At 61.6% G+C, this 13,057-nt stretch carries 14 protein-coding genes; 8 read left to right on the top strand and 6 right to left on the bottom strand.

What is annotated here, in order from left to right; translation table 11 throughout:
* Positions 1–126 precede the first annotated feature (126 nt).
* Positions 127–708: a YjaG family protein gene (locus PG883_RS20370; RefSeq protein ID WP_042864483.1), complete on the bottom strand. Its 582-nt coding sequence runs from the start codon at positions 706–708 to the stop codon at positions 127–129.
* 161 nt (positions 709–869) lie between these two features.
* Here PG883_RS20370 and PG883_RS20365 point away from each other — a divergent pair, with 161 nt between their 5' ends.
* Positions 870–1,814 carry a D-2-hydroxyacid dehydrogenase gene (locus PG883_RS20365; RefSeq protein WP_270807889.1) on the top strand — a complete coding sequence of 315 codons (945 nt, stop codon included), beginning with the start codon at positions 870–872 and terminating at the stop codon, positions 1,812–1,814.
* Positions 1,815–1,877: 63 nt separating this feature from the next.
* On the opposite strand, the gene mepM is transcribed toward PG883_RS20365, so the two are convergent.
* Positions 1,878–3,215, bottom strand: a complete 1,338-nt coding sequence (mepM, locus tag PG883_RS20360; RefSeq protein ID WP_041212320.1) for a murein DD-endopeptidase MepM — start codon at positions 3,213–3,215, stop codon at positions 1,878–1,880.
* A gap of 270 nt (positions 3,216–3,485) precedes the next feature.
* Here mepM and PG883_RS20355 point away from each other — a divergent pair, with 270 nt between their 5' ends.
* Both PG883_RS20355 and PG883_RS20350 read left to right on the top strand, forming a co-directional pair.
* A complete protein-coding gene (locus tag PG883_RS20355; protein WP_048209012.1) occupies positions 3,486–4,787 on the top strand; it encodes a LapD/MoxY N-terminal periplasmic domain-containing protein in 1,302 nt (433 codons plus the stop codon).
* Positions 4,784–5,725, top strand: a complete 942-nt coding sequence (locus PG883_RS20350; protein WP_200164338.1) for a TAXI family TRAP transporter solute-binding subunit — start codon at positions 4,784–4,786, stop codon at positions 5,723–5,725. Before PG883_RS20355 ends, PG883_RS20350 begins: the two co-directional genes overlap by 4 nt.
* Here the strand turns inward: PG883_RS20350 and PG883_RS20345 are convergent.
* Both PG883_RS20345 and znuA read right to left on the bottom strand, forming a co-directional pair.
* A complete protein-coding gene (locus PG883_RS20345) occupies positions 5,720–6,394 on the bottom strand; it encodes a transglutaminase-like cysteine peptidase (protein WP_042878306.1) in 675 nt (224 codons plus the stop codon). The genes PG883_RS20350 and PG883_RS20345 overlap by 6 nt on opposite strands.
* A gap of 76 nt (positions 6,395–6,470) precedes the next feature.
* Positions 6,471–7,409 carry a zinc ABC transporter substrate-binding protein ZnuA gene (gene znuA, locus PG883_RS20340; RefSeq protein WP_139737625.1) on the bottom strand — a complete coding sequence of 313 codons (939 nt, stop codon included), beginning with the start codon at positions 7,407–7,409 and terminating at the stop codon, positions 6,471–6,473.
* 94 nt (positions 7,410–7,503) lie between these two features.
* On the opposite strand from znuA, the gene znuC reads away from it, so the two are divergent.
* Both znuC and znuB read left to right on the top strand, forming a co-directional pair.
* The gene (znuC, locus tag PG883_RS20335; RefSeq protein WP_200164337.1) at positions 7,504–8,268 is read left to right on the top strand and encodes a zinc ABC transporter ATP-binding protein ZnuC; all 765 of its coding nucleotides are present in this window, start codon (positions 7,504–7,506) and stop codon (positions 8,266–8,268) included.
* Positions 8,269–8,277: 9 nt separating this feature from the next.
* Positions 8,278–9,057: a zinc ABC transporter permease subunit ZnuB gene (gene znuB, locus PG883_RS20330; RefSeq protein ID WP_041214396.1), complete on the top strand. Its 780-nt coding sequence runs from the start codon at positions 8,278–8,280 to the stop codon at positions 9,055–9,057.
* A gap of 104 nt (positions 9,058–9,161) precedes the next feature.
* Here znuB and PG883_RS20325 read toward each other — a convergent pair whose 3' ends face one another.
* Positions 9,162–10,079, bottom strand: coding sequence for a LysR substrate-binding domain-containing protein (locus PG883_RS20325; protein ID WP_182976304.1), 918 nt, complete (start codon positions 10,077–10,079; stop codon positions 9,162–9,164).
* 91 nt (positions 10,080–10,170) lie between these two features.
* On the opposite strand from PG883_RS20325, the gene PG883_RS20320 reads away from it, so the two are divergent.
* Positions 10,171–11,028, top strand: coding sequence for a DMT family transporter (locus tag PG883_RS20320; RefSeq protein ID WP_010672801.1), 858 nt, complete (start codon positions 10,171–10,173; stop codon positions 11,026–11,028).
* Here PG883_RS20320 and PG883_RS20315 read toward each other — a convergent pair.
* Positions 11,025–11,615 carry a uracil-DNA glycosylase family protein gene (locus tag PG883_RS20315; RefSeq protein WP_010672800.1) on the bottom strand — a complete coding sequence of 197 codons (591 nt, stop codon included), beginning with the start codon at positions 11,613–11,615 and terminating at the stop codon, positions 11,025–11,027. The two genes, PG883_RS20320 and PG883_RS20315, sit on opposite strands and share 4 nt — an antisense overlap.
* Positions 11,616–11,717: 102 nt before the next feature.
* Between PG883_RS20315 and rarD the strand changes: the two genes are divergently transcribed.
* The gene (gene rarD / locus PG883_RS20310) at positions 11,718–12,611 is read left to right on the top strand and encodes an EamA family transporter RarD (RefSeq protein WP_109111740.1); all 894 of its coding nucleotides are present in this window, start codon (positions 11,718–11,720) and stop codon (positions 12,609–12,611) included.
* Positions 12,608–12,943, top strand: a complete 336-nt coding sequence (locus PG883_RS20305; protein ID WP_219604367.1) for a GIY-YIG nuclease family protein — start codon at positions 12,608–12,610, stop codon at positions 12,941–12,943. The genes rarD and PG883_RS20305 overlap by 4 nt, the downstream gene beginning before the upstream one ends.
* The last annotated feature ends 114 nt before the right edge of the window (positions 12,944–13,057 follow it).

Below are 13,057 nucleotides of genomic sequence, written 5' to 3'. Positions count from 1 at the left end.
CGGCGACAGCAGGGTGATGGTGGTGGTGTGTTTGGAGACAGCCAGTTTACCAGCACCCTGTCTGTCAACTTCCACTTTCCCAGGATCCCGCGAAGAACCTTTTTTTATGGGTAGAACGCGATGGCATTACGCCTCCAGGCTGATGCCGATGTTGGAGACGCCGTCCTGGGCCGCGAAGGCGCGGATGGCAAGGATGCGATCGCTGTCCCGTTCATGGGCCACCCGTTTGAGCAGTTCGACCTGGAACTCCAGCTCGGCCTCCATGTACTCGTGCTCATAGAGCTCCTCATCGCTGAGATCCCGCTCTTCCAGCATCTCTATGAAGCCGGCGACCGTGCCGACAGACGCATGGCTGGCGTCGTTGGCCTCTTCCCCCACCCGGCAGATCACCGAGTTGTAGGCACAACCCAGCGCCACGCAGGCGTCCAGTGCCGGATAGGCGCCGTAGGATTCAAACTTGCGGGGATCGGGAATGTAGACTTCAAACGCTTCCAGAATGGCACCAAGATTGACGCGGGATCCCTTGACCGTCAGGTAGTTCCACATCTGATCCAGCGCGTGACGGAATGCCCTCGCATCCCCGAAACCGGAGGCCTGGGTAAAGAGCACATAGTTGGGGTACATGCGCTCTGCCAGCGCCAGGGTATAGACGGTTTGCTGCCAGGGCTGCAGCTCGGCCAGTCGCTTATAAAACTTGTCACCAAACACTGGAGTCGGATCCTTTGCAAAATGTGGGGCAGATTGTAGCCCACGAGGGCCCCGTCTAAAAATGAAAAAGCGCCCTGCTCGACTATCTTGCCCGATCAACTGGGGTAAGATGGAGACAGCATCCCTCTCGCCTTGCCATAAACACGATAAGGAACAAGAGTATGAGCCAACGTACCCTGCTGCTGTTGAGTCAGGACAACAGCCACTATGAACGCCTGCTCAAGGCGGCCCATCTTCCCCATCTGCACATTCTTCGGGCCGACAATCAGGCCGAGGCCGAACAGCTTATCGGTGACGCTCATATCCTGATGGCCGAGCCTGCCCGGGCCAAGCCGCTGCTGGCCAAGGCCGGCAAGCTCAGCTGGCTCCAGTCCACTTATGCCGGGGTCGATGTGCTGCTGGACGCCAGTTGCCGCCGAGACTACCTGCTCACCAATGTCCGCGGCATCTTCGGCCCCTTGATGAGCGAGTATGTGTTCGGCCATCTGCTCAGCCTGACCCGCCAGTTGCCACTCTATCGCGAGCAGCAGCAACAGGGCGTCTGGCAGAGCCATCCCTACCAGGGCTTGAAGGGAAAGACGCTGCTGCTGCTCGGCACCGGCAGCATAGGGCAGCATATCGCCCACACCGGCAAGCATTTTGGCATGAGGGTGCTCGGCATCAGTCACAGTGGCCGTGAGCGTGCCGGGTTCGATCAGGTGTACCAGTTGCCGGCACTCAACAAGATGCTGGCCCAGGCCGATGTCATCGTCAGCGTGCTGCCCGCCACCCGCGAGACACGCCATCTCTTCACCGCCGAACGCTTCAGCCACTGCAAACCGGGCGCCATCTTCTTCAACGTCGGCAGGGGCAATGCCGTCCAGGAGGGGGAGCTGCTGGCGGCACTGCAAGCCGGCAAGCCCGCCATGGCGGTGCTAGATGTGTTCGAGCAGGAACCCCTGCCCGCTGACAGCCCGCTCTGGCACCAGCCCAATCTCATCGTGACGCCTCACAACAGCGCCTACAGCTTCCCGGAAGATGTGGCCCAGATCTTCATCCGCAACTACATCCGCTTCATCGATGGTCAGCAGCTGGACGGCAGGATCGACTTTGACAAGGGTTATTGAAGCCGTTCTGCAATGAAAAGGCCCCGCCAGCTGGCGGGGCCTTTTTCGTCAGGAGGGAGCCGTTCAGCCCGCCTCCATCTCTTTGCGGTAGCTCTTCACCTTGGCGAGGAACTGACGCTTGTCCTTGCCGGAGAGCGGCTCCGCCATCGGCAGCTTGATCTTCATGGGATCCACCGGTCGGTTGTTGATGCGTACTTCGTAGTGCAGGTGAGCACCGGTGGAACGGCCCGTGTTGCCGGAGAGGGCTATCTTGTCACCCATTTTCACCTTCTGCCCGGGTTTCACCAGCAGCTTGCTCAGGTGCAGGTAACGGGTCATCAGGGTACGGCCGTGCTTGATCACGACATAGGTGCCTGCCAGCGGGTGGCTGGTTGCCTTGAGGACCACACCGTCACCGGTCGCCATGATGGGCGTGCCTACCGGCAGGGCAAAGTCGGTCCCCTCATGGGGCCGGACCTGCCCGGTAATGGGATGACGGCGATTCGGGTTGAAACTGGAGCTGACCCGGTAACGGCTGTGAGTCGGATAACGGCGGAAGCCGCGCTCCAGGCTGTTTGCCTGACCGTCATAATAGTTGCCATCTTCCGACAACCAGGCTGACACGGCCTTGCCCTGGCTGAACACCTCGACCCCCAGCAACTGGGTATTGCCCGTACTCTTGCCGTCGACCGTCTCCTGGCGGACCAGCACCTTGAACTTGTCACCTTTTTTCAAATCCTTGGCGAAGTTGAGGCGCCACTGGAACAGGTTGGCAATCTTCTGGATGTGGTTGGCCGGGATCCCTGCATTGCGGGCGCTGACGTAGAAGCTGCCGTTGATGACACCGTCATAGCTCTTCTGCTGCCACTCCACCTCTTCATTGAGCATGTTGGCGCTATAGGTGTCGTCGGTACGCTCCAGCACCAGGGTCTGCTTGATGTTCAGGCGGATCTTCAGCTGCTGCAGAATGTTGTCCTGATCGATCAGCAACTCGATGGTCTGACCGGGTTTGAGGCGCGCCAGGTTGTTCTTGGCATCCGCATCCAACACCTTGTAGAGGGTGGTGGTGGACAGCCCCAGGTTGTTGAAGATGGTGGTCAGGTTCTCGCCGTTGCGCACCCGGTAATCCTGCCATTGAGGCGTGGCATCCGCCGGGATGTCGTCTTCGGGAGCGGCTGACTCGACCAGCTCGTGATCCGGAATGTCGTTGAAGTCGGTGTTGTCTTCGTTGGTTGCGGTGCCCGTGGTGGCGATCGGCAACTCCAGACGCAGTGGCCGCTCCAGGATGTCACCGGGAGCTGGCAATACGGCTACCGCTGACAGCGTCATGGCCGTGAGCAATAGCATGGCATAGAAATGCTTGCGGGGAACCGGGGGTTCCCAATTGGCAGCCTGGGCTACCAAGGGACGGAGACGTTTCATCCGCTATCCTGTTATTAGATCTAAGGGTGGTGGTTGTGGGTCTGTTTTTATGAGTTTTTATTATGAAAACCGAATATCTGGCTTTTAGACCTAAATACTTACAAAAAGTTCATAGCTCCATGCACGAAACTCACATTTTATGCATAACCTTCCAGCATGGGCAGAAATGATCGTCATTTTCAGCCATTTTTTTCTATTTTTAAGAACCAAGTCCGGTTGTGGTGCTCTCCGGCCCAGAAAATGTTTCAAAAACATCTCCATGGAGTGGGTATGTCATTGGCAAAATTGTTAAATATAATCATTCTGATCCTCTTCACCATCGGCGCCGCGCTGCTGCTCGTGCTGGAGATCACCACGGTACGACAGTCTATTCTCGACCAGATGTCGGCCAACCTTGAAACCGCCATCACCGCGCTGGGGCTGGTGCTGCAGGGTACCTTGCTCAACGATGACAAGGTCCTTGCCGAGACCATAGTGAACGCCATGTTCGACGGAGGTTTCGTCAACTCCGTCGTCCTGCTGGATCCGGATGGCCAGGTGCTGTTCCAGAAGGTGTTCCACACCGCACAGCAAAATATTCCAGGCTGGCTCCCCTCTGTTATCGACATGCCGCCGGTTAAAATTGAGCAGGAGTTGACCGACGGCTGGCGTATTCTCGGTACCCTCACGCTCGAGGGGCACAAGGGTTACGCCTACCAGCATCTGTGGAACGCCATCAGTCGTACCGGGCTCGCGTTGCTCGTCGGCCTGCTGGTGTTCAGCCTGGTGATCACCTGGGTGTGCCGCCGCCTGATGCTCCCCCTCGAACAAGTCAGTCTGCAGCTAACCCGGATCCGCAAACGCCAGTTCAGCGGCAACCTGCCAACCCCGTGGCTTCGCGAATTGCAGGAAGTCGTCGTCTCCATCAACCAGTTGGTCTCCGAACGCAAACGGGACCTGCTGCAACAACGGCTGAAGATCACCCAGCTTGGCAAGCACGACGCCCTCCCGACCCACCAGAAGCTCGTTGGTCTGGTCGACACCGATGGCAACACCTATCAGCAGCATTTCTTCTCCACTCAGGGGAGTATCAGGCTCTACAGCCGCCTGCTACCCAAGCACCCCCCCACCACGGACAGCTCGCCGGATGAAATTCGGGCGCTGCTCAACGACTGGCTGACCCAGAAGGCGGAAGGGCTCCAGCTACCTCTCAGCCTGCTCGGCCATCCAGACTGGGCGCAGTTTGCCCCCGTGCTGGCCAGCGCTCGTGGCAAGACACTGGACTGGCGCTGGGATCTGGCTATCTTCCCTCCCCTGGCCGAGGAGCGACTGACTGCACTCCAGTCCCAGGGGATTGAGCTGGCGTTCAGCAATATCCCGATGAACAACGACAATCTGGCCAGGCTCGACCCCATCAGACCCGTCTTCATCAGTTGCCAGCTCACCCAGTCCCCCCTTTATTGGAACCTGCTCTCCCAATGCCTCCATGCTTCCGGCTACACCTTGCTGGCGGAAGCCGGCGACGTGAGCGATGTAGACATGCTGCGCAGTTGGGGCATCGATGGTTATGCCACTCAGGAGAATGCATCATGAGGATCCCGCTGCTGCTGCTTGCCCTGCTGTGGCAACCGACCCTGCACGCGACCACCATGACCATAGGCACCGGGAGGGAGCAAGGCATCTATTACCAGGTCATCAAGGAGTTCTGCAGACTGGCCAAAAAAAGTGACCCCACGATGCCCTGCAAACTGCAGGCCAGCTCCGGGTCCATCGAAAATCTCCGCCAGCTGAAAGCGGGAGAGGTCCCCTATGCCCTCGTCCAGTCAGACTGGCTCTATCAGGCCAGCCAGGGCACGGGGCCTTTCGTTGCCCAACCACAACGCGAGCTGAGAGCGCTCTTTGCCACCCACGCCGAACCTTTCACCATAGTGGTGCGAGCCGATGGGGATATCACCACCCTGGAGCAGCTCAAGCTGGCCCCCATCGACATGGGCCTGAAGAGTTCAGGGACTCGTCAAACGGCATTGGCCCTGTTCAATGTTTTGGGTGCAAAGGAGCAGGATCTTGATTTGAAGAGCGTCGCCAATCTCTCCGAAGCGTTGTGCAATAAACAGATCGATGCCTATGGCCTCGTCATGGGTCATCCCAACCGTATCGTGCTCGACACCGCCAAGCGCTGCGACGTGCGCTTCCTGGCGATCGAGGGGCCCGTCAGGGACCAGCTGCTCAAGGGGGTCAGGTATTATCAGCGCAGCCAGGTGCCGGCACGCATCTACCCGGGCAACCTCAAGGCAACCCCGACCTTCGCCATCGCGGCCACCCTGGTGACCAATGCCGCCACCCCGGATGACGAGGTCTATCGGCTGACCCGGGCCATGCTGAGCCAGCAAACCAGTTTCAACGAACAGACCTATGGCTATGCGAACCTGTTTCACAAGGCGCGCAACAAGATTGGCCCGGTGCTGAGTGTCGAACAGCATCCGGGCGCGGCAAAATATTTCGAGGAGTTGAAGGCGGCGGACAAGTTATAGCTGGCGACGGGGGGAGCGCAAATGCTCGCTGGAGAAGCGGCTCTGCATTGAGGTCCACTGGGCCAGGCGATCGGCGCTCCCCGCCAGGGTTCCCTCGCGACGAGATTTCATGATCCAGATGCTTTTGGCATCGAAACTGTAAACCGGCTGCAGATCATTGCGCTTGCTCCCCGGCAGGATGCGGCCATTGATGTTGTCCAGCACCAGGGGATCTGACTTGATGGTCGGGAAGTACAACGTCACCATGTGGAACTGGTTGTAACGAATTGCCTTCACATAGGCCAGCCGCAGCTTCTTCTCGTCGACCCCCAGCTCCATCAGGGTGTAGTACTTGGCGATGCTGTAGTCCTCGCAATCCCCTCCTCTCGCCCCGATGAACTCCAGCGGATTGGCCCAATAATCATCATCCCCCCACAGTCTGGGATCCTCGCTGTAGGTCAGGTTGTTGAAGTAGTTATTCACCAGCTCCAGCTTCTGCTGGTCCGTCGTTCCGGCCCTTGGCGTCAGCAGACGAGAGAAGGCCTCGGACCGCTGGATCGCTCTGGCGCCATAGACCGCCTGCATTTTTGCCCTGAGTTCCGGGCTGGCGATGTGTTCGGAAAGACCGGATGCCTGTATGCCGGATCCCAGCAGGGTCAGCGTGCATACAGAGACGAGCAACCATTTCATGACTGACACTCCATATCAGATGCTGGAGGTCAGTATAGTTGGCCGCGCCGCCTCTATCGTCAATGTCGGGCAAGGCCTAGCGGCACTGGGCGAAGGCGTCCGCCAATTGCTGCATGAATTGCGGATAACCGTCCGGACCGAGCGGCACCTGCTCGCCGACTTCGTCCAGCAGCAGCACCTTGGCCCCGGTATTGCGGGCAACCGACTCGATCACCGCCGGGGAGAACTGCGGCTCGGCGTAGATGCAGCTCGCCTTTTTCTCTTCCAGCGCCTTGCGGATGTCAATCAGCGTCTTGGCTCCCGGGCGACGCTCCGGGCTCACGGTGAAGTGTCCCTTGGAGCTCATGCCGTAGTGACGCTCCCAGTATCCATAGGCTTCGTGGAATACGAAGTAGCCCTTCTGATCCACCGCCTTCATCTGCACGGCGATCACCTTGTCCAGGGCGTCAACCTTGCCTTCGAAGGCCGCGAGATTGGCGGCATAGCGCGCCTGGTTGGCAGGATCCAGCTTGCCCAGTTCGGTCGCAATCGCCTTGGCAATCACCTTGGCCTGGGTTGGACCCAGCCAGATGTGGGGATCCACCCCTTCGTGGTGGTGCCCTTCATGGCCCTCGTCGTGCGAGCCGTGGTCGTGGGCGGCATGGTCATGATCCTTGTCATCATGGTGATGATCGTCATGTTCCCCCTGGGTCGCATAGTTGTACAGCGGCATGCCGGGAACCTGGGTCAGGGTCAATACATGAGGATGCTGGGCCAGGGGTTTGGCCATGAAGCCTTCCAGCTCGGGACCGACCCACACAACCAGATCGGCCTCGTTGATGCTGCGAATATCGGAAGGGCGCAGGGAAAAATCGTGGGGCGACGCGCCGGTGGGCAGCAGCACCCCGGGCTCGCTCACGCCATCGGTGATCGCCGCCGCGATGAAGCCCAGGGGTTTGATGGTGGTCAGCACCTCGAGGGCACGGACAGGCAGACTCACCGCCATCAGGGCAGTGATCAGAGCAAGAATTCGCATAGAGGTCTCGTCAGGGAATATGTGTGTGATAATATAACAAACCAACGTCGCTGTTATATTATAACTCTCACAGGCTGTAAACCCCGGAGCTGTCATGACCCAACTGGTGGAGCTGAAAGAGGTCTGTCTCTCATTTGACGGACGACTCGTGCTCGACAAGGTCTCCTTTACCCTGAACAAAGGCAAAATCACCACCCTGGTCGGCCCCAACGGGGCGGGCAAGAGCACTCTGAGCAAGCTGGTGCTGGGCTTGCTCCGCCCAGATTCGGGGGACATCGTCCGCCGCCGCGATCTGCGAGTCGGCTATGTACCCCAGCGCCTCTATCTGGACCCCACCCTCCCCCTGACGGTGCGCCGCTTCCTGCAACTTGGCAAGAACAGCCGCCTCTCCATCGAGGAGGCGCTCAATCGGGTCGGTGCCCAGGATCTGCTGGACAACCGGATGCAAAAGCTCTCCGGTGGCGAGATGCAGCGGGTGCTGCTGGCCCGCGCCCTGCTGGTCAAACCCGAGCTGCTGGTGCTGGACGAACCGGTGCAAGGGGTAGATATCACGGGACAGATCGAGCTCTATGCCCTCATCAGCCAGCTGGCCGCCGAGTTCCACTGCGCCGTGCTGATGGTCTCCCACGATCTGCACCTGGTGATGGCCAGCACTCACGAGGTGATCTGCCTCAATCGCCACGTCTGCTGCCACGGCGAGCCACAGAGCGTGGCCCGCCACCCGGAATTTGCCCGCCTGTTCGGGCGGCCGGAGCGGGAGGTGCTGGCGGTCTATACCCACCATCACCGCTGCGATGGTGAACACCATCATCATGAACCGCAGGCTCCCGTCATCCGCCTGCCCTCTCGCAACAACTAGGATCTTCACGTGGACAGCTTTCTGTTATACGCCCTCGCGGCCGGACTCGGCATCGCCCTGCTGGCCGGGCCGCTTGGCAGCTTCGTGGTGTGGCGCAAGATGGCCTATTTTGGCGACACCCTCTCCCATGCCTGCCTCTTCGGCATCGCCCTCGGCATCCTGCTGCAGGTGGACCTCACCCTGGCGGTCGTGGTCTGCTGCCTCGCCATGGCGATGCTGCTGGTCATCATGAGCCGCAACCAGCAGGTGGCCACCGACACCCTGCTCGGCATTCTGGCCCACAGCGCCCTGTCGCTGGGTCTGGTCACCCTGAGCTTCATGGACAACGTGCGGGTGGACCTGATGGCCTACCTGTTTGGCGACCTGCTCTCGGTGCAGCCCATGGACCTGATCTGGATCTACGGCGGCGGCGCCCTGGTGCTGCTCACCCTGTGGCGGCTCTGGGATCCCCTGCTCTCCATGACCATCTCGGAAGAGCTGGCCCGGGTGGAAGGGGTGCGGGTAGATGTGCTGCGCTGCGTGCTGATGTTGCTGATAGGCCTGGTCATCGCCGTGGCCATGAAGTTCGTCGGGGCGCTCATCATCACCTCCTTGCTGATCATTCCCGCCGCCACCGCCCGCCGCTTCAGCCAGACCCCGGAGCAGATGGCCGGCTTTGCCGCCCTGACAGGCTGTCTCGCCGTGCTGGGGGGCCTTGCCCTCTCCTGGTATCAAGACACCCCGGCCGGTCCCTCGGTCGTAGTCTGCGCCACCACCCTCTTTGTACTGAGCCAGTTCAAGCGCACCTGACCCGCTCCTGATGGCCCTGGTCTCGCCAGTGCCATCAGGCCTCTCGAATCAGACTCCTGCGTCGTGGGCTGCGCCGTCCATTCTGCATAGGGCGCCCAGCCCGTTCAGACGCGCCTGAGAGGCTCGTTTTCCCCGGGTCTAAGGCTCGACTGCGACTCCTGCCACAGCCACTGACGCAACCGGCTGATGGCGGGTTCATGGGCGCGCGAGCGCTTGAAGACGAAATAGAAGTTGTCGCCGGTCTCGAGGGCGTGCAGGGGCAGCCGTACCAGACGCGGATCCTCCGGCTGCAACATGTAGTCATTGATGAGCGCCATTCCCTGGTCCCAGTTCGCCGCCTCCAGCGCGAGCAGGATATGGCTGAAATGGTGCACCCTCGCCTCCGGGGGAATGGTCAGCCCCCCCATTTCGGCCCAGCGCCGCCAATCTTCCCCCTTCTCGCGGTAGATAGCCTGGATGGAGAGCAGCGGCAGCTGCCACAGGGTGGCGGGCCACTCCCCTTCCACCTGCTGCCACATCCGCCGACTGCACACCGGCATCAGCCGCTCCCGATAGAGCAGATCGTGCATGTAGCCCGGCCCTTCGGGGGAGACGGTGATGAAACCGTCCGCCACCCTGTCGGAGAGCTCGGGATCTTCCGCCACCATCTCCAGGCTGAGATCCAGCTCGGGATAGAGCTGGCGCAGCCCGGCCAGGCGCGGGATCAGCCACTTCACCGCAAAGGAGCTGTAGACCGCGAGCCGCACCCGCATCTCGCCTCCCCCGCGCAACTGCTCGCTGCTCTGGGCAATCTGGACCAGCCCGGCGGCGATCCCCTCGAAATAGATCTCCCCCTGGGGCGTCAGGGAGAGCAGCCGCCCCTGGCGCAGCAGCAGCCGCTCCCCCAGAAAATCCTCCAGCAGACGGATCTGGTGACTGACCGCACTCTGGCTGACATTGAGCTCCAGGGCGGCGCGGGAAAAACTCAGCAGGCGGGCAACCACCTCGAAATATTGAACAGCGCGCAGGGGGGGTAGCTTCATTATCCAAATTTCTCATGCGTGATGATTTTTTATCATTTTACTGGATAGCAGGCCGCGGGCTACCCTCCCCTCATCTGAATCTGGAGGTGGTATGAATGCAGTCGGAATAGGCATCCTCTATCTGGTGCTCGGCAACATGGTGGCGGTCTTCTCCGATGCCCTGGTCAAGGTGCTGGAGCCGGACCAGCCCATTTTCCAGTTTGTCTTTTTCCGCCAGCTCTCCGCGGCCCTGCTGCTCGCCCCCTGGCTGCTCTGGTCCTGGCGGCGCAACCCGCCGGTAGCCCTCAAGTGGCACCTGCTGCGGGCCCATATCTGGGCCGTCGGCGTCTGCCTGATGGTGGTCGCCCTCACCCGGCTGCCGCTCGCCACCGCCAACGCCCTCTTCTATGCCGCCCCGCTGCTGATGGTGCCGCTCGCGGTCTGGCTGGCGGGGGAGGCACTCTCGCGCCAGAAGGTGCTGACGGCGCTGCTCGGCTTCGTCGGGGTGCTCATCGTGCTGCGCCCGACCGAGGTAAACTGGGCCGCCCTGGCGGCGCTCGGGGTGGCGCTCTCCCTGGCGGTCAACAACCTGCTGATCAAGCGCATCCCGCTCCAGCAGCCCATCGCCCAGACCCTGTTTTTCACCAATGTGCTGAGCATGCCCTTCATCCTGGCGCTGGCCTGGTGGGAAGGGGGCGAGTGGCAATGGCAGATGTGGTGGCCCGCCTTCGGCTCCTCGGCGCTCATCATGGTCTACGCGGGGCTGTGCGTGATGGCCTATCGCAAGGCGGAGGCGAGCAAGATCGCCTCGGCGGAGTACACCGGGCTGCTGATGGCGGTCGCCATCGGGGTCTGGCTGTTTGACGAACAGCCGGGGCTGCCGCTGCTGCTGGGGTGCCTGTGCATCATACTGCCGCTGGTCGCCATGGCCCGCAGCAAGCCCAAGCCCCAGGCCGAGCCGGCGCTCTAGCCTGCCGGGTCCAGCAGGGGGGCAACCCTCTGCTGCAGATGGGGGATCACCGCCTGCTCGAACCAGGGGTTCTTCCTGAGCCAGAGGGTGTTGCGCGGGGACGGGTGCGGCAGCGGCAACCAGGCCGGGCCATAGTCCGCCCAGTGTCGCACCGTCTCGGTGAGCGATCCTTTCGCCGCCGCCCTCAGGTAGTAAGCCTGCGCATACTGGCCGATGAGCAGGGTCAGCTCGATGTTGGGCAGCAGCATCAGTACCTTGTCGTGCCAGGTGGGGGCACATTCCGGGCGCGGGGGCAGATCCCCCGACTTGCCCCTGCCGGGGTAACAGAGCCCCATGGGCATGATGGCGATGCGGGACTCATCGTAAAAGGTGGCCTTGTCCACCCCGAGCCACAAGCGCAGCCGATCGCCGGAGGGATCGTCCCAGGGGATGCCGCTGGCGTGTACCCGGGTGCCGGGGGCCTGGCCGATGATGAGCAGACGGGCGCGCTCGTTGCCGCGGATCACCGGCCTTGGGCCGAGCGGCAGGTGGGCCTCGCACAGGCGGCAGGCCCGGATCTGTTCAAACAGGGGATCGAGTCGGTTCATGGGCCCGATAGTACCAGAGTTTTCTCCCCGCTCCCGCTTGTGAAAGGAGCGGCGGATACTTATCATGCAGCCGCCATTGTTTAGTTTAATAAACGGAGAGAGATGAAGAACTGGATGGGCACCGGCAGCGCAGCCCTCTCATTCGTGCTGTGGGGCATGCTGCCCCTCTATTACCAGTTCATGCCCGAGATCAACATGTGGGAACTGCTTTCCCACCGGGTGCTCTGGTCCGTGGTGCTGCTGGGAGGCCTGCTTCTGCTCCTCGGCCAGCGGGTACCCTGGGGGGCCCTGCGCGGCGATCCCCGGCAGCTCGGCCTCGTGCTGCTGGCGGGCCCCGTGATGTCCATCAGCTGGTGCATGTTCACCTGGTGCCTGACCACAGGCCAGGTGCTGGCCACCAGCCTCGCCTTCTTCATGACCCCGCTGTTCAACATCGCTTTTGCGGTGCTCTTCCTCAAAGAGAAGCTCACCCCGCAAAAACACCTGGCGGTGGCGCTCGCCCTGGCGGGGCTCGCCTACATGCTCTTCTCCTACGGCGAGCTGCCCTGGTTCTCCCTCGTGATGGGGGCCAACTTCGCCCTCTACGGCCTCATCAAGAAGAAGGTGAGACTGGACGCCGGTACCAGCCTCTATCTGGAGTCCCTGGTGCAGTTGCCCGTCGCCCTTCTCATCATCGGCTGGCTGACCTTGCAGGGCACCAGCCAGTTTATGGCCGGTGACTGGACCGAGCGACTGCTGCTGATGGGCAGCGCCCCCGCCACCCTGCTGCCGGTGGGGCTGTTCTGCTATGCAGTGGCGCGCACGCCCATGAGCACGGTGGGGCTGCTGCAATACATAGAGCCGAGCCTCGCCTTCCTGCTCGCCCTCTTCTGGTTTGGCGAGATCCCGGATCCGGTGAAATCCGTGGGCTTTGCCTTCGTCTGGGCCGGCCTGCTGGTGAGCCTGCTGCCCCTGCACCGGCTTGGGCGCCAGCGGGCCAGGTGGCGCACCTCGTGACCCTCGCCACCCCCACTCCCTCCCGCTGGTTTGTCTATCTGGTGCGCACCGGCACCGGGGCACTCTATGCGGGGATCAGCACGGATCCCGAGCGGCGACTGCGTCAGCACCAGAGCGGCAAGGGGGCCAGAGCCCTGCGCGGCAAGGGGCCCCTCTCCCTGGTATGGCAGCAGGAGGTCCCCGGCAAACGCGAGGCGCTGCGCCTCGAGTACCGCCTCAAGCAGCAGAGCAAGGCGTTCAAGGAGCGCCTGGTACACGACCCGGCGCTGTGGCACGGCTGGAGCCTTTCCTGGCTTGCCACCCCGCACACCGACCCTGTGTCGCCCCCATAAAAAGGGTTCTTCGCGGGATCCTGGGAAAGTGGAAGTTGACAGACAGGGTGCTGGTAAACTGGCTGTCTCCAAACACACCACCACCATCACCCTGCTGTCGCCGTGCATCATATT

This window comes from Aeromonas sp. QDB25, from assembly GCF_027707725.1.
Taxonomy (GTDB): Bacteria; Pseudomonadota; Gammaproteobacteria; order Enterobacterales; family Aeromonadaceae; genus Aeromonas; species Aeromonas caviae.
The sequence above is the reverse complement of the archived record's forward strand: the minus strand, read 5'-3'. Positions and strand labels throughout refer to the sequence as shown.

Coding starts and splice junctions, on each gene's coding strand:
- znuA (WP_139737625.1), bottom strand. CDS start 7,409: ATGCGAATTCTTGCTCTGATCACTGCCCTGATGGCGGTGAGTCTGCCT.
- PG883_RS20355 (WP_048209012.1), top strand. CDS start 3,486: ATGTCATTGGCAAAATTGTTAAATATAATCATTCTGATCCTCTTCACC.
- PG883_RS20325 (WP_182976304.1), bottom strand. CDS start 10,079: ATGAAGCTACCCCCCCTGCGCGCTGTTCAATATTTCGAGGTGGTTGCC.
- PG883_RS20320 (WP_010672801.1), top strand. CDS start 10,171: ATGAATGCAGTCGGAATAGGCATCCTCTATCTGGTGCTCGGCAACATG.
- znuC (WP_200164337.1), top strand. CDS start 7,504: ATGACCCAACTGGTGGAGCTGAAAGAGGTCTGTCTCTCATTTGACGGA.
- PG883_RS20345 (WP_042878306.1), bottom strand. CDS start 6,394: ATGAAATGGTTGCTCGTCTCTGTATGCACGCTGACCCTGCTGGGATCC.
- PG883_RS20315 (WP_010672800.1), bottom strand. CDS start 11,615: ATGAACCGACTCGATCCCCTGTTTGAACAGATCCGGGCCTGCCGCCTG.
- PG883_RS20365 (WP_270807889.1), top strand. CDS start 870: ATGAGCCAACGTACCCTGCTGCTGTTGAGTCAGGACAACAGCCACTAT.
- mepM (WP_041212320.1), bottom strand. CDS start 3,215: ATGAAACGTCTCCGTCCCTTGGTAGCCCAGGCTGCCAATTGGGAACCC.
- PG883_RS20350 (WP_200164338.1), top strand. CDS start 4,784: ATGAGGATCCCGCTGCTGCTGCTTGCCCTGCTGTGGCAACCGACCCTG.
- rarD (WP_109111740.1), top strand. CDS start 11,718: ATGAAGAACTGGATGGGCACCGGCAGCGCAGCCCTCTCATTCGTGCTG.